Annotated in this window: 18 protein-coding genes and 1 pseudogene; 9 read left to right on the plus strand and 10 right to left on the minus strand. The window is 41.0% G+C overall.

Annotation, left to right across the window (positions count from 1 at the left end; all coding sequences use genetic code 11):
• Nucleotides 1-156 precede the first annotated feature (156 nt).
• Nucleotides 157-1,086, plus strand: coding sequence for a PstS family phosphate ABC transporter substrate-binding protein (locus IT970_RS08190; RefSeq protein ID WP_065979950.1), 930 nt, complete (start codon nt 157-159; stop codon nt 1,084-1,086).
• A 318-nt stretch (nt 1,087-1,404) separates the two neighbouring features.
• Here the strand turns inward: IT970_RS08190 and IT970_RS08195 are convergent, their stop codons facing one another.
• Complete coding sequence (locus IT970_RS08195) at nt 1,405-2,331, minus strand: FAD-binding protein (RefSeq protein WP_182396384.1); 927 nt, start codon at nt 2,329-2,331, stop codon at nt 1,405-1,407.
• Nucleotides 2,332-3,081, minus strand: coding sequence for an electron transfer flavoprotein subunit beta/FixA family protein (locus IT970_RS08200; protein ID WP_036968304.1), 750 nt, complete (start codon nt 3,079-3,081; stop codon nt 2,332-2,334).
• Between the two features lie 194 nt (nt 3,082-3,275).
• On the opposite strand from IT970_RS08200, the gene IT970_RS08205 reads away from it, so the two are divergent.
• From IT970_RS08205 to IT970_RS08230, 6 genes are all read left to right on the plus strand, one after another.
• Nucleotides 3,276-4,922, plus strand: a complete 1,647-nt coding sequence (locus IT970_RS08205) for an electron transfer flavoprotein-ubiquinone oxidoreductase (RefSeq protein WP_036968302.1) — start codon at nt 3,276-3,278, stop codon at nt 4,920-4,922.
• A 367-nt stretch (nt 4,923-5,289) separates the two neighbouring features.
• Nucleotides 5,290-5,754, plus strand: a complete 465-nt coding sequence (locus tag IT970_RS08210) for an acyl-CoA thioesterase (protein ID WP_036968300.1) — start codon at nt 5,290-5,292, stop codon at nt 5,752-5,754.
• Nucleotides 5,755-5,961: 207 nt separating this feature from the next.
• Nucleotides 5,962-6,534 (plus strand): outer membrane beta-barrel protein, encoded by a 573-nt coding sequence (locus IT970_RS08215; protein ID WP_036968298.1) that lies wholly within the window; start codon nt 5,962-5,964, stop codon nt 6,532-6,534.
• A 98-nt stretch (nt 6,535-6,632) separates the two neighbouring features.
• The gene (gene tsaA, locus IT970_RS08220) at nt 6,633-7,337 is read left to right on the plus strand and encodes a tRNA (N6-threonylcarbamoyladenosine(37)-N6)-methyltransferase TrmO (RefSeq protein WP_036968295.1); all 705 of its coding nucleotides are present in this window, start codon (nt 6,633-6,635) and stop codon (nt 7,335-7,337) included.
• A gap of 113 nt (nt 7,338-7,450) precedes the next feature.
• Nucleotides 7,451-9,175 (plus strand): proline--tRNA ligase, encoded by a 1,725-nt coding sequence (locus tag IT970_RS08225; RefSeq protein ID WP_036968292.1) that lies wholly within the window; start codon nt 7,451-7,453, stop codon nt 9,173-9,175.
• 144 nt (nt 9,176-9,319) lie between these two features.
• Nucleotides 9,320-10,153, plus strand: coding sequence for a UDP-2,3-diacylglucosamine diphosphatase (locus IT970_RS08230; RefSeq protein ID WP_036968287.1), 834 nt, complete (start codon nt 9,320-9,322; stop codon nt 10,151-10,153).
• Nucleotides 10,154-10,158: 5 nt separating this feature from the next.
• On the opposite strand, the gene IT970_RS08235 is transcribed toward IT970_RS08230, so the two are convergent.
• The 4 genes from IT970_RS08235 to IT970_RS08250 all read right to left on the minus strand — a co-directional run bounded on the left by IT970_RS08235 (nt 10,159) and on the right by IT970_RS08250 (nt 16,168).
• Nucleotides 10,159-13,197 (minus strand): ATP-binding protein, encoded by a 3,039-nt coding sequence (locus IT970_RS08235; RefSeq protein WP_196857187.1) that lies wholly within the window; start codon nt 13,195-13,197, stop codon nt 10,159-10,161.
• 172 nt (nt 13,198-13,369) lie between these two features.
• Nucleotides 13,370-14,578 (minus strand): ABC transporter permease, encoded by a 1,209-nt coding sequence (locus tag IT970_RS08240; protein WP_182394876.1) that lies wholly within the window; start codon nt 14,576-14,578, stop codon nt 13,370-13,372.
• The gene (locus IT970_RS08245) at nt 14,571-15,359 is read right to left on the minus strand and encodes an ABC transporter ATP-binding protein (protein WP_036968282.1); all 789 of its coding nucleotides are present in this window, start codon (nt 15,357-15,359) and stop codon (nt 14,571-14,573) included. The genes IT970_RS08240 and IT970_RS08245 overlap by 8 nt, the downstream gene beginning before the upstream one ends.
• Nucleotides 15,356-16,168, minus strand: coding sequence for a DUF3025 domain-containing protein (locus IT970_RS08250; protein ID WP_036968279.1), 813 nt, complete (start codon nt 16,166-16,168; stop codon nt 15,356-15,358). Before IT970_RS08250 ends, IT970_RS08245 begins: the two co-directional genes overlap by 4 nt.
• Nucleotides 16,169-16,279: 111 nt before the next feature.
• On the opposite strand from IT970_RS08250, the pseudogene IT970_RS08255 reads away from it, so the two are divergent.
• Together IT970_RS08255 and IT970_RS08260 are read left to right on the plus strand one after the other, a co-directional pair.
• A pseudogene (locus IT970_RS08255) lies at nt 16,280-17,906 on the plus strand (M28 family peptidase).
• Nucleotides 17,907-17,977: 71 nt separating this feature from the next.
• On the plus strand, nt 17,978-19,150 hold the full coding sequence (locus IT970_RS08260; RefSeq protein WP_196857188.1) for a putative manganese transporter: 1,173 nt from the start codon (nt 17,978-17,980) through the stop codon (nt 19,148-19,150).
• A gap of 54 nt (nt 19,151-19,204) precedes the next feature.
• On the opposite strand, the gene IT970_RS08265 is transcribed toward IT970_RS08260, so the two are convergent.
• The 4 genes from IT970_RS08265 to IT970_RS08280 form a co-directional block, all read right to left on the minus strand.
• Complete coding sequence (locus IT970_RS08265) at nt 19,205-19,543, minus strand: DUF805 domain-containing protein (protein WP_065979958.1); 339 nt, start codon at nt 19,541-19,543, stop codon at nt 19,205-19,207.
• A 94-nt stretch (nt 19,544-19,637) separates the two neighbouring features.
• Nucleotides 19,638-21,209, minus strand: a complete 1,572-nt coding sequence (locus IT970_RS08270; protein ID WP_196857189.1) for a dihydrolipoyllysine-residue acetyltransferase — start codon at nt 21,207-21,209, stop codon at nt 19,638-19,640.
• An 8-nt stretch (nt 21,210-21,217) separates the two neighbouring features.
• Nucleotides 21,218-22,195: an alpha-ketoacid dehydrogenase subunit beta gene (locus IT970_RS08275; RefSeq protein ID WP_036968262.1), complete on the minus strand. Its 978-nt coding sequence runs from the start codon at nt 22,193-22,195 to the stop codon at nt 21,218-21,220.
• Nucleotides 22,195-23,409: a thiamine pyrophosphate-dependent dehydrogenase E1 component subunit alpha gene (locus IT970_RS08280; RefSeq protein WP_036968259.1), complete on the minus strand. Its 1,215-nt coding sequence runs from the start codon at nt 23,407-23,409 to the stop codon at nt 22,195-22,197. The genes IT970_RS08275 and IT970_RS08280 overlap by 1 nt, the downstream gene beginning before the upstream one ends.
• Between the last annotated feature and the right edge of the window lie 252 nt (nt 23,410-23,661).

The following is a 23,661-nucleotide window of genomic DNA, read 5'->3' on the forward strand; positions in this document are numbered from 1 at the left end:
GCTTAAATGTTAGTGTTAAAAACCAGCCAATTGGCTGGTTTTTTTATACCTGTAAATACGCAGCCTTCTCAATTAAATCACCAGCATAATAATTACAAAAGCCAATCTATACTCTATAGTCAACGTTAGTGATTTATAAAGGAGCTATTATCAGACATGCTCATACACTCTCTTAAGATATTAACCCTCACCGCTATTTTTACCTTATCGCCCCGCTTGGTTGCCCTTGAAGAACCCATTAATGCGAAACCGATTTTAATCGCAGGATCAACGACCGTTACAGAGCTGCTTGTAGAAATTAAGGACGAGTTACACAATGGCTTTGGCAACTCAATACAAATTAGACCCATGGGCAGTGATAAAGGCATAAAAGCCATTGCCGACAATGTGATTGATATTGGCAGCAGTTCACGATACCTGACAAAGATTGAACAAGAGAAGTGGCCTTATTTAAAGCAAATTGTGATTGCACAAGATGCGCTTGCTTTTTTCATCAATAGTTCATTGAATATCGACAACCTGACCAGTAATGAGCTTAGAAGCATCTACCAAGGTAAAATAAACACGTGGTCTAGCCTGTCATCAAAAACACCAAAATTAAGTAACAAAAATGATGAGATCCTACTTTTTAGTAAAGGGACTCATCACGGCAGTTTTGATGTGTTTTTAGAGTTTCTCGAACTTGATTACATTAAAGACCCCGATACAAACTACATAAGACTAAAAAATGCAGGCAACAGAGGCTTGTTTTCTAACCAGCGAGTGAGCCTATATGACCATTTCAACCAAGCGCTGGGCATTGTTCAACGGATTCCAAACGCGATTGCCTACGACTCTTACGGTGCGATAAGTAAACTCGAAGACGATAGACGCATTAATAAAGTAACACTGTTATCAATTAATAACGTTAAACCTTCCAAAGAAACGATAGAAAATGGTGATTATGAATTTGTAAGACCGTTAATTCTGATAGTTAATACCCAATCGCCCCGCTCTAAGCTGATTGGCGAAAAGCTAGTAATGCTCTTAAAGTCTCCACAAGTCCAAGCCAAAATGAGCAACCAAGGGTATTTAGCAGTGAATTAATAGAGGTGTAACCAATAGAAGACCTCTTATGTCTAAAAAACAACTTGAAGGCGCATAAACTTGTAGGCGAATAAAACAGTCTATTGAGCTCAGTAAAAGTTCGTCTAAACCGTACTAAGGAACAGTTAAAGCCGGTAAAGCTAATCAGAGCAAATAAAGTCCCAAAGCAAGTTTATGTAACATGCCGATTTTCGATAAAGAAAAGTCGCGCGTTAGTTACATTTATAACGCCCTTACTCGTATTCAGACAGAAACGAGTATAAAAAAAGCTGCGCACCTAGAAGGTGAACAGCTTTTAACAACCAGAATCGTTATGTATTACAGTGCGTTTTCAAGCTCGGGTAATACATCAAATAAGTCAGCAACTAAACCATAATCAGCCACTTGGAAAATAGGTGCGTCAGGGTCTTTATTTATTGCAACAATGACTTTTGAGTCTTTCATACCCGCCAAATGCTGAATGGCCCCACTGATACCTACTGCAATGTATAAATCAGGGGCAACAATTTTACCCGTTTGACCTACTTGCATATCATTTGGCACAAAGCCCGCGTCAACTGCAGCACGAGACGCGCCAATTGCCGCACCTAGTTTGTCAGCGATACCGTTTAATAACGCGAAATTCTCACCATTTTGCATACCTCGGCCACCCGAAATTACCACCGGTGCTGCCGTGAGCTCAGGACGCTCTGATTCAGTTTGTTCTTGTGATACAAACTCGCTTAAGCCTACAGACCCTTTACTATCAATCGCTGAGACAGAAACAGGGGCTTGTTCAGCGGCCACATCAAAGCTGCTTGCACGTACAGTGATTACTTTTTTAGTATCGAGTGATTTAACGGTTGCAATTGCATTACCCGCATAAATTGGACGCTTGAACGTGTCAGCATCAATCACATCGATAATTTCTGAGATTTGCGCAACATCTAATAAGGCCGCAACACGTGGCATAAAGTTTTTGCCCGTTGTCGTAGCACTTGCCACAATGTGTGAATAATTGTCACTAAGAGATAAAACAAGATCAGCCACATTCTCAGCTAATTGGTGAGCGTAAGCGGTATCGTCAGCGACTAGTACATTACTAACACCGGCGATCGACGCTGCCTTTTCGCTCATAGCCGCTAGATTTTCACCAGCTAATAATAAATCAACGTCAAAACCTAATTTAACAGCAGCGGTCATTGTTTTATGTGTTTCAGGCTTTAGAACACCGTTGTCGTGTTCAGCTATCACTAATGTTTTCATTTAGATCACCTTCGCTTCTGTTTTTAACTTTTCAACCAACGTCGCCACATCTTCAACGATAATACCGGCTGAACGTTTTTCAGGTTCATTAACTTCAACAAGCTGAATGCGCGGAGCAAGGTCAACACCTAAGCTATCTGCAGCAATGACCTCTAACGGTTTGCGCTTTGCTTTCATAATATTTGGTAACGATGCATAACGCGGCTCGTTTAGGCGTAAATCTGTCGTTACAATGGCAGGTAATTTAAGCGCGACAGTTTGTAAACCACCATCTACTTCACGCGTAACATTCACAGTACCTGATTGCACATCAACTTTAGAGGCAAAAGTACCTTGGCCACGTCCTGTTAAAGCAGCGAGCATTTGACCTGTTTGATTATTGTCTGAATCAATCGATTGTTTGCCTAAAATAACCAGCTCGGGTGACTCTTGCTCAACAATCTTACTTAATAGCTTCGCTACGTGTAGCGACTCTAGTTTTTCTTCAGTTTCGATATGAATCGCTTTATCTGCACCCAGTGCTAATGCTGTACGTAATTGCTCTTGAGATGATTTATTACCAATAGTTACAGCCACAACTTCTGTTGCCGTGCCTGCTTCTTTCAAACGAATAGCTTCTTCAATTGCAATTTCACAAAACGGGTTCATCGCCATTTTTACATTAGCTAAATCAACATCCGATTTATCTGCTTTAACGCGTGCTTTGACGTTATAGTCAATTACTCTTTTAATTGGAACGAGGATTTTCATCGTGACTCCATCAATTGTGTGTTCTTAAAGCTGACGTCTACGTCAACTTATTTATTTTATGATTTCAGACTACTTCCTGTTGACGTAAACGTCAACCTAAAATAACCTTAAAGTATTCACAGCCTGTAACGTTTCATTTGCAAGTATGAAATACGGTTCTTTTAATGCAGGTCCGTCACTGATAAGAGGTTTATATGGTCGAACGCGAAACCATGGAATTTGATGTTGTTATCGTAGGCGCAGGCCCAGCGGGTTTATCAACAGCTATTCGATTGGCACAACAAGCACAAGAAAAACAACAAGAATTAATGATCTGTGTGGTAGAGAAAGGCTCTGAGGTGGGCGCGCATATTTTATCGGGTGCAGTATTCGAGACACGCGCACTTGATGAGCTACTCCCAGATTGGCAATCATTAGGAGCGCCTGTTTCAACAAAAGTGACTCAGGATGACATTTACTGGTTTAATAACAGTGAGAAAGCCACCAGCATCCCCCACTTTGCGAGCCCGAAAACGTTCCACAATGATGGCAACTATATTGTTTCGATGGGCAATGTATGTCGATTTTTAGCTGAACAAGCAGAAAATCTAGGGGTAGAAATTTTCCCCGGATTTAGTGCGCACTCGTTAATTATCGAAGATGACACCGTGAAAGGGATTATTACCGGCGATATGGGTCTTGATAAAGACGGTAATGAAAAAGACGGCTATATGCCGGGCATGGAATTAAGAGCAAAATACACAGTATTTGCTGAAGGTTGCCGTGGTCATTTAGGCAAAGAGCTTATTAATCATTTTGCTCTTGATAAAGATGCATCACCACAGCACTACGGCTTAGGCTTTAAAGAAATTTGGCACGTTGACGAAAGCAAACATAAACAAGGTACTGTGGTTCATGGTACTGGTTGGCCACTAACGGGTGATACAAGCGGTGGTGCGTTTATGTATCACAGCGAGAACAACCAAGTTGTGGTTGGTTTAATTGTCGACCTTAATTACTCAAACCCGCACCTGAGTCCGTTTGATGAATTTCAACGCATGAAACATCACCCAATCTTTAAAGACGTATTAGAAGGCGGTGAACGTATTGCGTATGGCGCTCGTGCGATAGCAAAAGGCGGCCTGCACTCTTTACCAAAAATGCATTTTCCTGGTGGCTTAATTGTCGGGTGTGATGCCGGCACACTGAATTTTGCTAAAATTAAAGGTAATCACACGGCTATGAAATCAGGCATGGTCGCTGCCGATGTGATTGTTGAGGCGCTTGCTCAAGGCAAAGAAAATAGCGATTTAGCTGAATATGCAACCGCATTTGAGCAAAGCTGGGCCTATAAAGAGCTGTATCAATCACGCAACTTTGGCCCTGTTATGCACAAGTTAGGTAAATTTTTGGGTGGCGCATACAACACACTTGACCAAAATATCTTTGCAGGGAAACTTCCTTTCAAGTTTGAAGACAATACACCTGACTATGCAACACTTGTTGATGCAAGCAGAGCCGAAAAGATTAGTTATCCCAAACCCGATGGCAAGCTGAGCTTTGATAAATTATCGTCGGTGTTTTTATCAAATACGAACCATGAAGAATCTCAGCCTTGTCACTTAAAGCTCAAAGACAACAGCATTCCAATTAACGTAAATTTAGTGAAGTTTGACGAACCAGCACAACGTTATTGTCCTGCAGGGGTTTATGAAGTTCAAGAAATCGAAGGCCAAAAAGAGTTTGTGATCAATTCACAAAACTGCGTGCATTGTAAAACCTGCGATATTAAGGATCCAAGTCAAAACATTTGCTGGGTCACGCCTGAAGGTGCGGGTGGACCAAACTACCCTAATATGTAACGCACGTTACTCATTTAATTACTATTTATCCTAAATTGCAGGGGCTTCGGCCCCTTTTTTAGTCTATGCTTAAGATCTGTTTACCTTTGCAGATTAAGATTTGTTCAAACTTGGGACGCTTAAATCACGGCGCGTGGTTTGTAACCTAGTGAGCTAAGTAAAAACCGAGCAACAAAGAGTAAAGCGCCCCTAAGCATAACTCAAAGGGGAGCGCCTGTTTGGTTTTGATGCTGCGTTATCGGCTATTCATGGGGATAACCACACGCTATAGCCGCTGCCTTGACTGAATCGCACACAGACTGCTGCAAATTTAACCTTGAAAGGTAAGCAAACCCTTAGTCGTGTTTAAATTTATAGTGAGTGATATATGCCGTCATCAAGTGTAACTTTTCGTTTTTTAGCTGAGCCTACTGATGTGAACTTTGGAGGTAAAGTACACGGAGGTGTTGTAATGAAATGGATAGACCAAGCAGGCTATGCCTGTGCAGCGGGTTGGAGCGGTCACTACTGTGTCACCGTGTCTGTTGCTGGTGTTAAATTCCAGCGCCCTATTCTTGTCGGACAAATTGTTGAAGTTAAAGCGAGTATTGCGCATACCGGTAAAACAAGTATGCAAATTTTTATTCAAGTGCGTTGCGGCGACCCTAAAACACAAAACTTAGTCGAAACAAATCACTGTGTTATTAGTTTCATAGCAATGGATGAAGCGGGTTACCCTATCGCGGTACCGACCTACACAGCTGAAACTGATGAAGAAAAGAAAATCGAAAACTACGCAATTAAAATGAAAGAGATTGCCATTGAAACAGAAACCTTACTGCAAAAAGCGTAGTTAAGTAACTTCTACATAGCTGATTGAAATTGTTGCGCGTATGAAACTGAACAGCTGATCACTGATTAATCATACTGCGCAAAAAAAGCCTAAAACAGCGTTAAAACCAATACTTTAAGCGTATAAAATATATTGGCATATTCAGTGCAATAGTTCCTACGAGCGATATGAATACATCGTTTATTTATTTTTTAAAGGAGCTATTAAATGATTAAAGTAATTTCAATTTCTGCACTTTCTTTAGCACTACTTGGTTTTAATAACGCTGCCCATGCAGATACTTCCGAAATGGATTCTCCTCGTATTTATACTGGTATTGGTTATGGTCAATACTCTTTCCAATTTGAAGACAGTGAAAACGACACCGATTTCGATGATGATTCACAAATGCTTAAAGGCTACATAGGGACACAGTTCAATAAGTACTTGAGCCTAGAGCTTGCCTATCAAAACTTTGATGAAGCAAGTGACATTGATTCAAAAGTAGAGCTTGATGGTATTTCCCTCGCAGCGAGGCTTGCTGCCCCCATTACTGAGAGCTTTTCAGTGTATGCGAAAGGCGGGTGGCTTGAATGGGATGCCGAAGTGGAACAAGATTTAGGTGATCTTGGCAGCATTAGTGCAGATACAGATGGCGGCGATGTATTTTATGGCGCAGGTATTGAGTATGCTTTTACTACCAATATGCAAGTACGTTTTGAGTATGAGCGTTATGAGCTTGAAGATGATATTGACCCTGATATGGATGTCGCATCGGTCTCTTTTCAGTACATGTTTTAATTTAAACCACTTAGTTTAAATGTTTAAAGGCAGCCCAGACTGCCTTTTTTTGTGTTTGCATGTAAAATGATGGCAGTTTTTTCTAATTACAACGCATTATGAGCGAATATCAATTAACGGCTGTCGGGCATATCCATTCTCCTTATAAACAAAAGTTTGCCATACCACGGCAACCACGTTTAGTACCCGAAGCAAAAGCAAAACTCGTTTTTACAGCTGATTTCAATCGTGAAGAATTTGTGCGTGGCCTCGATGAGTTTAGTCATATTTGGCTGCTATTTAGATTTCATGAAACAGCAGACAAAGGCTATTCAGCTATGGTACGCCCTCCTCGCTTAGGGGGTAACGAGCGTAAAGGTGTATTTGCAACGCGTGCCACGTTTAGACCCAACGCAATCGGTATGAGTGCCGTAAAACTTGAAGGCATTGAATACAAAAATGGCCAGTTGAGCTTATTGTTATCGGGTATTGATTTACTTGATGGCACGCCTATTTTAGACATCAAACCCTATTTACCTTACTCAGATGCAATGCATGAGGCCAGTGCTGGCTTTGCCGACACCCGCCCAGAAACAGATATGAGTGTAGAATTTAGCGAAGAATCGCTTGCTTTTATCGCTAAACAAACCGATTATCCCGAATTAAAAGCCTTTATCAGCAATGTGTTAAAGCAAGACCCACGCCCTGCTTACAAAAAGCAACGTGAATCAACACAAAGCTACGGCATGACATTATATGATTTTAATATTCGTTGGTTTGTTACTGGCGACCATAATACTGTAACCAGTATCGAAAAATGCTAGTTTTTAACAGTTAGCGCTTTAGTGTCACCGCTTCCGCTGGTAAACTGAGCGCCTTGTTACTACTCAAATGATTTGAGTAAACGATAATAATTTTAACACTACTTGGAATAGAGATGCGTACCAGTCAATATATACTCGCAACACTTAAAGAAACTCCGTCTGATGCTGAGATTGTTTCTCATCAATTAATGCTACGAGCTGGCATGATCCGCCGCGTTGCGTCGGGTTTATACACGTGGTTGCCCTCTGGTTTACGCGTACTGAAAAAAGTAGAAAACATTGTACGTGAAGAAATGGATAAAGCCGGCGCAATCGAAATGCTAATGCCGATTATCCAGCCAGCTGACTTATGGGAAGAATCGGGCCGTTGGGAGCAATTTGGTCCTGAATTACTGCGTATTAATGACCGCCACAATCGCCCATTCGCACTTGGTCCGACGCACGAAGAAGTTATCACTGATTTCGTTCGTAAAGAAGTAAGCTCATATAAACAACTTCCACTGACTCTTTATCAAGTACAGACAAAAGTACGTGATGAAGTGCGTCCTCGTTTTGGTGTGATGCGTGCACGCGAATTCACCATGAAAGATGCGTATTCTTTCCATTTAAGTGACGAGTGTTTAGAAAAAACATACCAAGTAATGCACACAGCATACTGCAATATCTTTGAGCGTCTGGGTCTTGATTACCGTCCAGTTATTGCTGATACCGGCTCTATTGGTGGCAGCGTGTCGCATGAGTTTCATGTACTGGCTGAATCTGGTGAAGATGCCATTGCATTCAGTGATGCAAGTGATTACGCAGCAAATATCGAAAAAGCTGAAGCGCTTGCACCAACAGATGCACGTCCAGCAGCGACAAAAGAGCTTAAGGCATTCCCTACGCCAGATGCAAAAACAATTGCTGAGCTAAAAGAGCATTACGGGGTTAAACCTCATCGTGGCGTTAAAACACTGATTGTGTATGGCGCACCTGATGAAAACGAACAACGTGGTTTAGTGGCTCTTATTGTACGTGGTGATCATGAATTAAATGAACTAAAAGCAGAGAAACACCCGCTTGTTGATTCACCTCTTGAAATGGCTAAAGAAGAAGACATCGTTGCGGCGATTGGCGCGAAACCAGGCTCACTAGGCCCTGTTGGTCTAAACATGCCTATTATTGTAGACCGCACTGCCAATGTAATGGCTGACTTTGTTGCCGGTGCAAACAAAGATGGCGAGCACTTTAGCGGCATTAATTGGGACCGCGATGTTGAAAACTATGAAGTTGCCGATATTCGTAATATTGTAGAAGGCGATCCTAGCCCATGTGGCCAAGGTACGTTACAAATTAAACGCGGTATTGAGGTTGGTCATATCTTCCAACTGGGTACTAAATACTCTGAAGCAATGAAAGCAGGTGTATTAAGCGAGTCAGGTAAAAATCAGATCATGACAATGGGTTGTTATGGTATTGGTGTATCGCGTATCGTTGCCGCTGCCATTGAACAAAATAATGATGAATACGGTATTAAATGGCCACAACCTATTGCACCGTTTGATTTAGCCATCGTTCCTATGAACATGCATAAATCTCATCGTATTCCTGATATTGCAAACAACTTATATGACGGTCTAAAAGCGCAAGGTATCGATGTGTTATTTGATGACCGTAAAGAGCGCCCAGGTGTTATGTTCAACGACATGGAATTACTCGGTGTGCCTTACACACTGGTCATTGGTGAACGAAACCTAGATGAGAATAAAGTTGAGCTTAAAAACCGTCGTACGGGTGAAAAGCTCATGCTTGATTTAGACACTGCAATCGCTGAAATTGCGGCATTAGTAAAAGGCTAAACCTTTTACGCTATCTCAGTTAAAAAAACCGCTTCGGCGGTTTTTTTGATCATGTGCACTTTGTCATAGATGTTTCGCTAAACCGTCTTTTTAATGTCACCTTCTATCCCTAGCATTTAGCTTATTACACCATGAGTAAATGCCATGAATAACACAACTAGCAGTAATAAAACTCACTATCCTGCCGTTTGGATTTCCGACGTTCACTTAGGTTACAAAGACTGCCAAGCTCAGTATTTATTAAACTTTTTAAATTCTATCGAATGTGATGTACTTTACCTTGTTGGCGATATAGTTGATTTATGGTCAATGAAACGGCAGTTTTTCTGGCACCCAAGTCACTATGATGTACTTGCGCTTATTCAAAAAAAAGCCAAAGACGGCACGCGTGTTATTTACATACCAGGAAACCATGATGAAACTTTTCGTCATTACGCCAACGAGTCATTATTTGGTATAGAAGTTCATAAAAAATATATACACACCACGAAGGCGAATAAACGTTTTTTACTTTTGCACGGTGATGACTTTGATTCAGCAACCCGTTACAACAAGCTAATTAGTATAGCGGGTGATGCTGGATACGATTTTTTACTATTTTTAAACCGCTGGACAAACCGAATTAGACGTTTGTTTGGAGGGAATTACTGGTCGCTTGCTTCGTGGATCAAAGCACGCGTACACAAAGCGCGTGCAGCAATTGAAGCCTTTGAAAATGCAGCAATTCATGAAGCAAAAAAACAAGGCGTTGATGGCATTATATGTGGCCATATTCATCACCCTGCGGTGAAAATTGTCGATGATATTGTGTATTGCAATGACGGAGATTGGATAGAAAACTGCACAGCGCTTGTTGAAAACAGTTGCGGGAAAATCGAGCTGCTACATTGGAGCGAAACACAAAAAGTCATTCACTCTGCAGATATCAGCAAACTAAACCCAACCCCCGCCTTCGACAAAAGCCAAGATGCGGCATAAGCTGTTTAACCTTTGAGCCACATCGACAATTTATTGCGTAATGTGGCTTGCTTAATGGGTTTTGTAATGTAATCGTTCATGCCAACACTTAAACACTTTTCTCTGTCGCCAGCCATGGCACTGGCTGTCATCGCAATGATGATCACATCTTGATAAGCATCGCCTGCTTTACCTTGTCTGATTTCCTTTGTGCAGTCATAACCATTTAAGTTGGGCATTTGACAGTCCATTAAAATCAAATCGAATATTGTCTTACTATTTTTCAAAAGTTCTAATGCTTCAAAGCCATCATTGGCTGATTCAATAGTTACATTGCTGTCGCGAAGGATGGCTTTACTCACTTCAATATTAATTAAATTATCATCAACGATAAGAATATGTTTATCGCTCAAATCAATTCTAACTTGCTCTTTATCTGTGCTTTTAACATGCTCAACAAACTGCTGACTATTATTCAATAATAGCGCTAATCGATAGCTTAATTCATCAGGCGTAATGGGTTTTGCAATCACCATTACATTAGCTGGTAAGTCATATTTTTTGGCAAGTGACGACATAACCCCTAAGATGAGTGCATGTTTTTGCAGATGATTTCTCGCCCAATTCAACACTCGCTCGAATAAGGGATGTTTGTGCTCAACAATCACTAGATCAAGTAACTTAAGTTCTGCCTCTGTCACGTTATTTAACCTAAGTAGCTGTTTGGGTGCAGGCTCTGATAGCATAGTAAGTTGTTTTTCAAGGTTGGTTGCCAATTTATCGTACTGCACCGCGATACCCATCCGTTTTTCAGGTAATGCTGCAATAACACTGTGTTGTATGGATATGTCTGAAGGTGCGACACAAACACTTGCGATAAAACAGCTGCCCTTACCTTTTTCGCTTTCTACTATGATATCACCGCCCATAAGTTGCGATAACTTGCGACTGATTGACAAACCAAGGCCGCTTCCACCGTAATGACGCGTTGTACTCGAGTCTTCTTGGGTAAACACCTCAAATAGCTTATCTTGATTCTCTTTTGAAATCCCAATCCCAGTATCACACACCGAAAAATTCAACATTAACTCATTTTTCTCAACAGACAGCTGTGTAACTGTCAGGCTAACATGCCCTTGGTGAGTAAATTTAAAAGCGTTACTTAACAGGTTATTTAAGATTTGTTTTAGTCGATGACTGTCACCCATAACCGTTCTTCGTGTAATGCCACTGCAATCAAAAAGTACTTCAATGCCTTTTTTCTGTCCTTGCACTGCCATCGATGTCACTAAATCACTGCACACAGATACCACATCAAATTCGTGACAGTCTAAATCGAGTTTGCCTGCCTCGATTTTAGAAAAATCAAGAATATCATTTATCAGCGTCATTAAAGAATTAGCGCTACTACTCGCGTAATGTAAATATTTTTTTTGCTGTGGGGTAAGCAGTTCTTCTTCAAGCATTTCTAGCATACCGAGTACACCATTCATCGGGGTCCGAATTTCATGGGAAATATTGGCAACAAACTGACTTTTAGCTTTACTTGCCGCTAATGCTTTTTCGGTTGCTTCTTCAAGCTCGGCTGTGCGCATCTTTACTTTTTCTTCCAGTGAACCATTGAGCTTTTCAAGCTGATGTTGAGCACATTTCAGCGAATCAATATTGCGTAATATTGCCGCTATTTGAAATTCTTGATTAGCCGCATCAAAAATAGGAGCCATGGTAATCGAAAAGTAGTGGGTATTTTCATCGGCAATATGTATCGCTTCGAATGAGCACCGTTTTCCTTCTTTAAGTGCCTGAGCAATGCCCTGAAAATCTTCGTCATTGTAGTTAAATAATTCATCAAATTGGGTGTGTTGCTCTTCAATACCAAAAAACTCTTTCGCTGTTTTATTCGCATTATCGATAACACCGTTTGCTTTTATCATAATAATGGCATCGGATGAGCTTTCGATTATTTTGCTATTCTTCTCCTTAAGAAAGCTTAGCTCGAGTTTACGATTAATATCTCGCTGGTAAATAATGAACAAGATAACGACTACTACAATGATCAAACAGAGCATGGCTATAAATCTATAGCGCTTTTGCTTTATTTCATACAGTAAGTTTTCAGTATCAATTGCCACTGCTATCGTTAACGGCTCCATTTGAATACCATTTTGAAACGCTATCTCCTCTTTCAAAAAAAGCCTGTCAGGTAAGTTCACCACGTCAAAGAGATCAACGTGCGCCATATCATGATTACTATTAAATTCTTCGTACCAAAAATGCGCATCGCCTTTTTCAAAACTAAAACGGTATGCTTCATTTGGATGATAGATAAATTGTTGTTTTGCATTTAAAAGAAAAACATTAAATTTTCGCGGGGTTCCTTCTATTAAGCCTTGAATTAAATCGTCTGCATAATAGTTAATGATTAACACCGCGAAAGGGTCACCATTGGCATCTTTAATCAGCTTAGAGACTCGGTACGTGCTTACATAAGGAACTTGAAGTGCACCGTTTTCACGATTGTAATTAATAGGTGACACATAAATATGGCCATTAGTTAATTGACGGGTGATTTGCATGTAATCACGCTGACCTTTGTGCTGTAAATTTTGCTCAGCAATACGGCTGACTTTGCCGTTTATGTTGTCTACACGTACAACCTCTTTGCCGTTATCAGCGACATATATGTAGCGTGCTTGCGCTAAATCTTTGTCGGTTGCCATAAACCCGCTAAATATTTTAGCTAAGCGGTCTTTCCAGGCTGAAATGGGCGTGCCTAACACAGGGTCGATATTATTTTCATTTGTGGCCCGCATAATCGCCATGATCGGCGGGGTTGCATCAAGGAAGTTTAAAGCTGAAATATTCTCTCTTAACGTCGTAGTAAAGGTCGACTTTTTTGCTGAAAGCTCTCGCTGCATTTGCTCATAAGTTCGTTTGTAGACATCTTCACGCGTATCAATTTCATATTTTACGGTTGCTAAGCACGCCATTATGACAAGGACAATAAATGCAAATATAGGTAACTTGTGTAGCACTATTAAACGCGATAATTTTTCAGAATCCATTGAACAAAAAGCCTTATTTACCACCTTGTAAATAGTATAGGAGAATTTCATGATAAAGATGGGGGAAAGATAAAAAATTATAATTAATTATGACTACCTACAGCAGCGTTCGCTAGAAACGAAAAAAGCACCAAAACGGTGCTTTTAATCGTATAAATAACTGACTTATTGACTATCTAAATAGCACGTCTTCTTTATTAAACCACTTAACGCAGAAAGCCAATAACGCCCCCGCCACAATAACGGTGGCTAAGAAAATGAGCCCAACTAGGGTGTAATCAACAGTGCCTTTAATAATCTCTTTAATCGCTAAAGCAACATTCGTTACCGGAATAAACGCCGTTTTGCTGGTGAGCTCTACGTTAGGCATTAGCGCAATCATAATCGGGAAAATAACCCCAATACTCAGCGGTGCCATGTAGTTTTGTGCTTCTTTAAAGGTACGTGCGTAAATAGAAATCGCGAGCGCAAGCGATGAAAAAATGGCCGCAATTGGAACGAGTAATATAAAAATCAATCCCAAATCAAACACAGTTAATGAGCTAAATGCTGTTTTAACAACGGCTAAATCAACAAATGCGATAGCAACAGACACCCAAATTCCCATACTGAGTACCGTAATCGTCGTTGTTGCGATAGATGAAGCGAGTAATGTAATAAATTTACCAAGAACCAGCTGCGTACGCGTGATTGGCGTAAGTAAAAGAGTTTCCAGCGTTCCGCGCTCTTTTTCTCCCGCACCTAAATCAATCGCTGGGTAGGTTGCGCCCATTAAAACAAGTGGGATCAATAAATAAGGAATAAATCCGCCAATTTTTTCACCCAGATTTTCACGTTTATCAGCCGTATCCACTTTCACGACTTTTATAGGCTCGATAATCGCAGCCTGTTGCTGCTCTGATACACCAAAACTTAACAGCTTAGTAGTACGCAGTTTATCGCCATACTCTTTGGCAAGTTCTTTTACACGGTCAAACAAAAAGTTAATCGCTTTTGCATCGTTATACACGACTTGCCATTCACTCTGTTTGGCATTATCTAATGTTTGTTTGGCATCTGAGGGTAAGTATATCCCCATGTCAATCGTGCCAGCTTTAACTGCATTTGTTAAATCTTCAACTGAATTGAACGATTCTTCGCCTTTATACTGTGAAAAGCTTTTATGATAAAAAACTTTGTCTGTGAACTCTTGTGCGTATTGACCATTAATAATGGCGTAGGTATGCACTTCTTGCTCAGCCTCTAACGCAGCCTGCGAGCTAATAAAGGCCATAATTGCAAATAACAATGGAAAAATAGCAACAGGTAGCGCAACCACAAATATGAGTGTTTTACGGTCGCGTAATAGCTCTTTTAATTCCTTTTTAAATACTTCAAACATCACGACTCTCCGTTAAAATATTCATAAACGCTTGGTTCAGCACGTCACTTTGTCCTGTTTGTTTAAATTCATCTAACGTGCCATCAAAGCAGCTAAGCCCTTGATTAATAACTGCGACACGGTCACATAACAAGGCGACTTCATCTAAATGATGCGTTGAAAAAATAACCGGCGTGCCCTGCTCTTTCAGGCCTTTAATAAAGTTAATAACGGTTTGTGTGGTCATAATATCAAGGCCAGTGGTTGGCTCGTCAAGTATGACGACGTCTGGCTGGTGGATCACTGCACGCGCTATATTGGCTTTTTGTTTCATACCTGTAGAAAGGTTTTCGGCGCGTTTATCAATAAAACTGTGCATATCGAGTAAAGTAAACAATTCGTCACAACGTGATGCAATCAGTTTTTTATTCATACCATGCAGGCGTGCAAAGTATTCTACATTTTCTTTGACGGTTAATCGCCCATACAACCCAGTGCTGCCTGATAAAAAGCCAATTGATTTTCGTCCAATCAATGGCTTTTTAACAATATCGTGACCAGAGATAGTAATGCTGCCCTCATCTGGTTTCAATGCGGTAGAAATCATTCTAAGTGTCGTTGTTTTACCCGCACCATTTGGACCAAGCAAACCCAATACTTCACCTTTATCGCAGTGAAAACTGACATCTCTTACAGAGTGAAAAAATTGCTTATCTTCACGGGGATCGATTTTATCCGTGTTGTTTTTTTTATGATCTTTCGTCAGCTTAAATTTCTTTTTAAGCCCTGCTACTTCAATCATGTTCGTTTCCTTCGTTTCGGTCTAAAGTAATCTGTATTACTGTAAAATTCTGGATTTTCATTGTCGGTCCACCACCCTGGCACACCTAACAAAGGGAGTGGCGATAAGTTTTTATTATCGCGCAAACAATCATCAAACTTAATCATCTCATAAAGGCGTTGATCTAGATATGCATATTGACTGCTTAAATCTTTACAAAATATGTCATCAGGAACAACGATAAACAACGCCTTGCCTGTCAAACCTATATAAGGTTGAGTGAGCATTTCGTAATTTGCATGACCAAACATATAAGGACGAATAGTGCGCCCCCATTCTTCGCGCTTATCAACAAATGCATGTTCCCATTGATGATCACGCAATTGTTGCTGCCATTGCGTGTGTGTAATTGCAAGCACAACACCACATTCATCAAACAATGTTAGGGCGTTTCGGTGTTTACTTCGCTCTTTTAGACCATGTAGTTTAATTTCTTCAATATGTTGATGGTTTATCAGTGACTTTGTTTTTGGAAACAAACACCAAATAAACCCACCAAAGAGATCGTGCCAATTCTGTTGCCGCGTCGGCACGTGGCCCGTTTCGAATATAATTTGTTCATAGTAACGGCTTTCATCAGCAAACTGCTCGTCTTCAACAAAGCGAATAGCTTGGCCTTGTGACGTTGTGGCATTTAAAAATTGTGAAAACCATTGGCAACTCGGCCAATCAGTCAATTCATGAATTTTGAATAAATCGGCTAAGTCGGCAAATGCGCCGGTGGTTAAATACTGTGTTGACCACTGCTCTGGCGGTGTAAATCGTTTCATGGGCTATTACATTTAACTTCTTGAAGCTTTACGCTAGTTTACCGTAAAAACTGGTTCTCATTAATAGAACCTCATATACTATTGCCATCTTAAAACAAAAAAAGAGCTATTATGAAACGCTATTTTCCAATGACAGTACTCGCAAGCGCTATTCTTGCAGGCTGTGCTTCAACAAGTATTACTTCTGATGATGTAGAAAAAGCCTATCAAAGCATTAAATTCAGCACAATTAGCTGAGCATATTAAAGTGCTTGCTTCAGATGAGTTTGGTGGTCGTGCACCTTCATCAAAAGGTGAAGAATTAACCCTTGCTTACCTAACAGAGCAATTCAAAGCGCTTGGTTACCAACCAGGTAATGGTGATAGCTTCTTACAAGAAGTGCCTCTGGTATCCCTTGAAGCCGACCCTAACATGGTCCTTACTATCGGTGGTAAAGATTATGAGTATAAAAAAGACATGGTCATGGGCAGTAGCCGTATCAGCGCACAACAAAGCATTAAAGATTCTGAACTCGTGTTTGTTGGTTACGGTGTTAACGCCCCTGAATATAACTGGAATGACTACGAAGGCTTAGACGTTGAAGGTAAAACAGTGGTTATGCTGGTCAACGATCCTGGTTTTGCTACAAAAGATCCGGCGCTATTTACCGGCGATGCGATGACTTATTATGGTCGTTGGACGTATAAATATGAAGAAGCGAGCCGCCAAGGTGCCGCAGGTGCAATTATTATTCACGAAACCGCTCCGGCTTCTTATCCTTGGTCTGTGGTTGAAAACTCATGGAGTGGCGAACAGTTTGGTTTTCAAAAAGAAAACAACAATATGGACCGTGTTGCGGTTGAAGGTTGGGTAACGACAGATGTCGCTAAAGAGCTTTTCACAAAAGCAGGCTTAGACTTCGATACCATGAAAGCCAACGCAGCAAAAGGTGCATACCATGTTGATATGGGCGATTTAACCGCGAGCGTAACTGTAAATAATACGATTAAAAAGTCAATTTCATATAACTTCATTGCGACTTTGCCTGGTAGCGAAAAACCAGACGAGCATGTTATATACTCAGCTCACTGGGATCACTTAGGCACTGATAAAACCCGTAAAGGTGATCAGATTTATAACGGTGCACACGATAATGCGACAGGCACTGCGGGTTTAATTGAGGTTGCTGAAGCATTTACAAGTTTACCGAAGCACCCTAGTCGCTCAATGACCTTTTTAGCTGTTACCGCTGAAGAGCAAGGCTTACTTGGCTCAAAGTATTACGCTGCTAACCCCGTTATTCCTGCTAAAAATACTGTTGCTAACATTAATATGGATAGCTTGAACTTGCTCGGTAAAGTAAAAGATATCAGTGTTGTTGGTATTGGTAAGTCAGAAATGGACACGTTATTAGAAACGGCAGCTAAGGCACAAGATAGAACTGTTTCGGGCGATCCTAAACCTTCATCAGGTGGCTACTACCGCTCAGATCATTTTGCATTTGCAAACATGGGCGTGCCTGCAATGTATTCAGGCGGTGGAAGTGTTGCTTTTGATGAAGAAACGGCCACTTACCGCAAGCGCATGAGTTTAGTGCTTCGTGGTTGTTATCATCAACCTTGCGATCGTTACCGTGATGAATGGGATCTTTCGGGCGCAGTTCAAGACCTTCAGTTATTCTATCAAGTTGGTTTTGATATCTCTGAGCGTGAAGAATGGCCTAAATGGAATGAGAGCTCAGAATTCCAACGCAAATAGATGCAAATGATATTGATTTTCATTTAAAGTAATAATACAGTGTAATCTGATTAATTTTTAGGTTGCACTGTATGATTTTATTAACACAATCGAGATTCTTTTCTCAAAAAGCGAGGTGTTATATTACGGACAATAAGCGCTTATTCTTGCCCCTTTTAATTCTTATTGCCCTTGTTGTACCAGCAACTCGCGGGTTTACCTTACAAGCATTAAGCGATGCTTTTTTTCAGGTTTCTGTTTTCGTAGCCGCAACCCTATTAATCTATTACTATTTAATTGATCGCCTTCCCCAACTGCAATTAAGCTATTTACGCGCAAGATCTGGTTTTTTAGAGGTGAGCTTTGCCTCTATATTGGGCGCATTACCCGGTTGTGGCGGCGCAATCATTGTTGTCACTCAATTTACTAAACGACAAGCAAGCTTTGGTTCTGTGGTTGCGGTATTAACAGCCACAATGGGTGATGCTGCATTTTTACTACTCGCAACCCGCCCACTTGATGGCCTTATTATGATGCTTTTAGGCGTGTGTGTGGGCATTATCAGCGGACAAATCGTTAACCTTTTTCATAGTCGGCACCGCTTTCAGCCTTCACAGCCAAGCGACTATATTGAAGAGCCACAATGTCAGCCAAAAGCAATCCAATTTAGCCGACCTATTTGGAAGTTTTCACTGATCCCAAGTGTAATCATCGCTTTTTTAATTGCTATGAATGTTGAGCAAACACTTTTTAGCCAACCTATTATCGATATCATCAGTGTGTTTGGATCGATAATGGCCTTATTTGTGGTTGTTATCTGGGCGTTGTCGTCAAAAGGTCAAAATTACAAACAAATTACCAGCGAAGAAGCGCCCTGCACCCCACCTTCAAAGTTAACGAAAGTCTTGATGGATACACACTTCGTTACTGCCTGGGTTGTCGCTTCGTTTATGGTATTTGAGATTTTTGTTAATGTGGTGGGTGTTGACCTGACTGGTTGGTTTTCTAACTATGCCTATTTAGCCCCCTTGATAGCTGTTGCCATAGGACTGCTTCCGGGTTGCGGACCACAAATTGTCGTTATGACTCTTTATATTCAAGGCATTATTCCGTTTAGCGCGATGGCTGCAAACGCAATCTCTAATGATGGTGATGCCCTGTTCCCTGCAATAGCGCTGGCTCCACGAGCCGCAGTGGTCGCCACTGTTTATTCGTCTATCCCAGCCTTGATTGTTGGTTACGGTTTATATTTTTACGGTCTTTAGTGTAGAGATTAAACCCACAATGCCCTATGAAAACAGGGCATTGTGTGACGAGTGCTATTTAGGACATGGGCCGTACTGATTGTGTTCTTTTTCTGAGTCTAAAACACAGAACACAATAACGATAAGTACACCAACAACAGGTAATAAATACAAAAGCTGCCACCAACCTGACCGGCCAGTATCATGAAGACGTCTGGTGGTTGCACTTAATGATGGTATAAAAAGCGCTAATGCATAAATACTGCTAATAATCTCTTCGCCCAGTAAGCTATCAATTAAGCCGCAAAGCATCGCAAATAGCAGGTAAAAGAGGATAAACATCCAATATGACTGACGACGTATGCGCCCGGTAAAGTCGGCATATCTATTCAACGCTTCTTTAAAGTGCTCCATTTAATTCCTTATAAGATATCGTTATTTATACACATTCACTTAAACATCATACATAAAAAAACCAGCCGAAGCTGGTTTTTTAATAACGAATAAATTAGCTCATTGCCATCATCATTTTTGCGGGATCTTCTAAGTAAGATTTCCACAAATTATTGAATCGAGCAATAGTACCGCCATCGATAACACGGTGGTCGCCAGACCAACTCACTTGCATAATAGCTGCCGATACCACATGACCATTTTCATCAAAGCGCGGTAAATGCTGTAATTTACCTAATGCGACAATTGCCACCTCAGGCTTATTGATGATCGGGGTAGCAATTGTGCCACCAATCGCACCAATATTAGAAATACTGATTGTTCCACCCTTTAAGTCATCAGGTGATACACGACCATCACGAGCGGCTTCTGTTAAACGAGTAACTTCGTTTGCAACATCAACAATGCTCTTCGACTGGCATGATTTAATATTAGGCACTAATAAACCAATCTTCGAATCTACTGCCATACCAATATTATGATCATCAAAGTACGTCAACTCCGTACACTCATCGTTTACTTGCGAGTTAAGCACTGGGAACTGCTTAATTGCAAGCGACAACGCTTTGATAAAAAATGGCATCATAGTGAGCTTAACGCCCTGCTGTTTATACTGCTCTTTTAAATCAGTACGCAGTGCAATAAGTTTTGTTAAATCGATTTCGTCACAGAATGTAAAATGAGGAATTGTCGATACTGACGCAACCATTTGCTTAGCCATCGCTGCTTTAATGCCTTTAATTGGCTCAACACGGCTTCCGCCTGTCACTACCACAGGTGTTGATTGTGATGTTGCTGACGAAACAGTTTCAGTACGTGCTTGGCTTTGACCCTCATTTAAGAAGTCTTCAATATCCTGCTTATAAATACGGCCATTTTTACCCGAACCTGGCACTTGCGTTAAATCAACATCTAGCTCACGGGCTTTACGACGCACTGCCGGTGATGCAACTGCTTTTTTGTTAAGCTGTTTATTTGCAGCAGGCGTTGCTGGTTTTTCTGAAGGTTTATTGGCCGCGTTAGTTTGTGCTTTAACAACCGCTGAGCTGACATCGGGCTCGGCAGTATGGCCTTCGATACTCATTTGGAATAACGGGCTGTGTACCGCAGCAATATCGCCTTTTTGATAGTAAAGCTTTTCGACTTTACCCGTGTATTTAGCCGGAATTTGAACCAAAGCTTTGTCTGTCATCACATCACAAACAGCTTGATCTTCTACTATTTCATCGCCTTCGCTGACTAACCACTCAACGATTTCGCATTCAACAATACCTTCACCAATGTCTGGCAAGATAAAGTCTTCTAAAAACGAGCCTGAGGTTGCAGGTTGCGGTGTTGGCTGTGCAGCGGTATCGTCTGCTGCTTCAACTGTTTGGCTTGGCGTTTCACCATCAACATCCATTGCAAATAAAGGAGCATGCACTTTTGCAATATCACCTTTTGCGTAATATAACTTGCTGATCACACCATCGTGCACTGCTGGAATTTGTACAAGTGCTTTGTCGGTCATTACGTCACAAATAGGCTGATCTTCTTTTACCGTATCACCCTCTGCAACTAACCATTCAACGATTTCACACTCTACGATGCCTTCGCCGATATCTGGTAAGATAAAATCTTTAGACATACTGACTCCTAAAACTCAACTGATTGCTTAATCGCAGCAAGCACTTTGTGCGCATCTGGCACATATTCTTTTTCAAGGGCGAGTGGGTACGGCGTATCTAAACCACACACACGCGCAATTGGCGACTCTAAGTGTAAGAAACACTCTTGTTGAATAGTCGCAACAATCTCGGCCCCAAAACCATTGGTAATTGGCGCTTCGTGGCTAACAATTAGGCGCCCTGTTTTAGTAACAGATTTAGCAATTGTTTCAACGTCCCAAGGTAAAATTGTACGTAAGTCAATAACTTCACAACTAATACCCTGTTCAGCTGCTTTTTTCGCTGCGTCTTCAATGATTTCCATCTGCGCCCCCCAAGCAAGTAAGGTAACGTCAGTACCTTCTTGAACAACTTCGGCTTTACCAAGCTCAATGCTGTAATCTTCTTCAGGCACTTCACCGGTTGATGCACGGTATAAACGCTTAGGCTCAAAGAAAAGAACCGGGTTGTTGTCCTTGATTGATGCACGTAATAAACCTTTAGCTTGATAAGGGTTACGTGGCACAACCAATTTTAAACCTGGGGTATGTGCAAAATAAGCTTCAGGCGATTGTGAATGATATAAACCACCTGCAATCCCGCCACCATACGGCGTGCGAATTGTTAAATTACCCACGTTAAATTCATTACCACTGCGGTAACGGAATTTAGCTGATTCATTCACAATTTGGTCAAATGCAGGGAAAATATAATCAGCAAATTGAATTTCTGCTAATGCAGGCGCACCGAATGCAGCAAGGCCATTGGCAAAACCTAAAATACCTTGCTCAGTCAAAGGTGTATTAAATACACGATGCTTACCGTATTTCTCTTGTAAGCCTGAGGTTGCACGGAATACACCACCAAAATAGCCAACATCTTCACCAAAAATACAGGCATTTGGGTGCTCTGCCATGGTGATATCAAGGGCAGAATTAATTGCATGAAGCATGTTCATTTTAGCCATTACTTTAATCTCCCTGCAGTCGTTGGATAAGCATCAGGATGCTGCAAAATGTGTTGTTTTAATTCTTCGTATTGTTTTTGCAGTGATGGAATTGGCGTATCGTATACATCAGAGATAAGTTCTTCTAACGCTGGTTTCGCTACTTTTTCTGCACGTTTAAGTGCCGCTAAAATTTCTTCACGAATGGTTTCTTTATCTTTCGCATCTTGGGCTTCATCTAACCACCCCTGCTTAAGTAACCACTTGCGAAAACGCTCAATTGGGCAACCTTGATGTTTGGCTTCTTCGTCTTTACTGCGGTAACCACTTGGATCATCACTCGTAGAGTGTGCACCTAGTCGATAAGCAATCGACTCAATCAGTACCGGCTCACCATGAGTTGTAACGATTTCACGTGCTTTCTTAGTCGCAGCATAGACAGCAAGTGCATCTGCACCGTCAACTCGAATAGTTTTAATGCCATAACCAACACCGCGTGATGCAATACCGTCACCTTTAAATTGCTCATCTGCAGGCGTTGAAATCGCATAGCCATTATTACGTGCAAAAAAGATAACAGGCGCTTTATGAACCGCAGCCATATTCAAACCGGCATGGAAATCACCTTCTGAGGCAGCACCTTCACCAAAATAACAAATAGTGATGTTATCAATCGTGCTGTTTAAATCACCCGTTTCTGCATCAATGTGACGTACTTTTTGACCGTATGCGTAACCCGTAGCCTGCGGGATTTGTGTCCCTAGCGGCGACGATATAGTCATATAGTTAAGTTCGCGAGAGCCATAATGGATTGGCATTTGGCGACCTTTACCTAAGTCTTTCTCATTCGAGAACATCTGATTCATAAATTGATCTAGGCTAAAACCACGATAACGTAATGCTGCTTGTTCGCGGTACTGCGCCATAATCATGTCATTTTGATCAAGCGCTGCAGCCGAGGCAGTCACCGCCGCTTCTTCGCCTAAACATTGCATATAAAAACTAACACGACCTTGACGCTGTGCCGCTTGCATACGCTCATCAAGCGCACGAATGAATCGCATTGTCTCATAAAGACGAATTGCGGTGTCTTTGTCGATATCAGGTGCTGTTGCACCTTCATAGATGTCGCCTTCCTCATTAAGAATGCTTAATGTAGGGATTTTTAATGCGTGACCATCAATAAATGACAGTTCATGATTAATATTCAGCGATACGTTATTTGGATTACTCATAACCTACCTTCTTTCGTTGTCAGATACATACGCAACTGCCCTTATTTGAATTTTTATCAGCAAAAGCTGTAAGGATAAAGTTTGCGTAATTTTCAATCTATTTAAATTAAACTGCCGACACTTTACGTTAACGTAAGTTGTTATTCAACTAATCATAGACGAATAGTCGATAAATCGCTAAACATGCATGGAAAGTTAACTATACAACAATAAATTTTATTTAATATCATATAGTTAACTGTATTTTGGTGG

It is taken from the genome of Pseudoalteromonas sp. A41-2 (assembly GCF_015767615.1).
Taxonomy (GTDB): Bacteria; Pseudomonadota; Gammaproteobacteria; order Enterobacterales; family Alteromonadaceae; genus Pseudoalteromonas; species Pseudoalteromonas lipolytica.

Excerpts from the sequence above, each read along its gene's own strand:
- IT970_RS08190 (WP_065979950.1), top strand. The coding sequence starts at position 157 with ATGCTCATACACTCTCTTAAGATATTAACCCTCACCGCTATTTTTACC.
- IT970_RS08195 (WP_182396384.1), bottom strand. The coding sequence starts at position 2,331 with ATGAAAACATTAGTGATAGCTGAACACGACAACGGTGTTCTAAAGCCT.
- IT970_RS08200 (WP_036968304.1), bottom strand. The coding sequence starts at position 3,081 with ATGAAAATCCTCGTTCCAATTAAAAGAGTAATTGACTATAACGTCAAA.
- IT970_RS08205 (WP_036968302.1), top strand. The coding sequence starts at position 3,276 with ATGGTCGAACGCGAAACCATGGAATTTGATGTTGTTATCGTAGGCGCA.
- IT970_RS08210 (WP_036968300.1), top strand. The coding sequence starts at position 5,290 with ATGCCGTCATCAAGTGTAACTTTTCGTTTTTTAGCTGAGCCTACTGAT.
- IT970_RS08215 (WP_036968298.1), top strand. The coding sequence starts at position 5,962 with ATGATTAAAGTAATTTCAATTTCTGCACTTTCTTTAGCACTACTTGGT.
- tsaA (WP_036968295.1), top strand. The coding sequence starts at position 6,633 with ATGAGCGAATATCAATTAACGGCTGTCGGGCATATCCATTCTCCTTAT.
- IT970_RS08225 (WP_036968292.1), top strand. The coding sequence starts at position 7,451 with ATGCGTACCAGTCAATATATACTCGCAACACTTAAAGAAACTCCGTCT.
- IT970_RS08230 (WP_036968287.1), top strand. The coding sequence starts at position 9,320 with ATGAATAACACAACTAGCAGTAATAAAACTCACTATCCTGCCGTTTGG.
- IT970_RS08235 (WP_196857187.1), bottom strand. The coding sequence starts at position 13,197 with ATGGATTCTGAAAAATTATCGCGTTTAATAGTGCTACACAAGTTACCT.
- IT970_RS08240 (WP_182394876.1), bottom strand. The coding sequence starts at position 14,578 with ATGTTTGAAGTATTTAAAAAGGAATTAAAAGAGCTATTACGCGACCGT.
- IT970_RS08245 (WP_036968282.1), bottom strand. The coding sequence starts at position 15,359 with ATGATTGAAGTAGCAGGGCTTAAAAAGAAATTTAAGCTGACGAAAGAT.
- IT970_RS08250 (WP_036968279.1), bottom strand. The coding sequence starts at position 16,168 with ATGAAACGATTTACACCGCCAGAGCAGTGGTCAACACAGTATTTAACC.
- IT970_RS08260 (WP_196857188.1), top strand. The coding sequence starts at position 17,978 with ATGATTTTATTAACACAATCGAGATTCTTTTCTCAAAAAGCGAGGTGT.
- IT970_RS08265 (WP_065979958.1), bottom strand. The coding sequence starts at position 19,543 with ATGGAGCACTTTAAAGAAGCGTTGAATAGATATGCCGACTTTACCGGG.
- IT970_RS08270 (WP_196857189.1), bottom strand. The coding sequence starts at position 21,209 with ATGTCTAAAGATTTTATCTTACCAGATATCGGCGAAGGCATCGTAGAG.
- IT970_RS08275 (WP_036968262.1), bottom strand. The coding sequence starts at position 22,195 with ATGGCTAAAATGAACATGCTTCATGCAATTAATTCTGCCCTTGATATC.
- IT970_RS08280 (WP_036968259.1), bottom strand. The coding sequence starts at position 23,409 with ATGAGTAATCCAAATAACGTATCGCTGAATATTAATCATGAACTGTCA.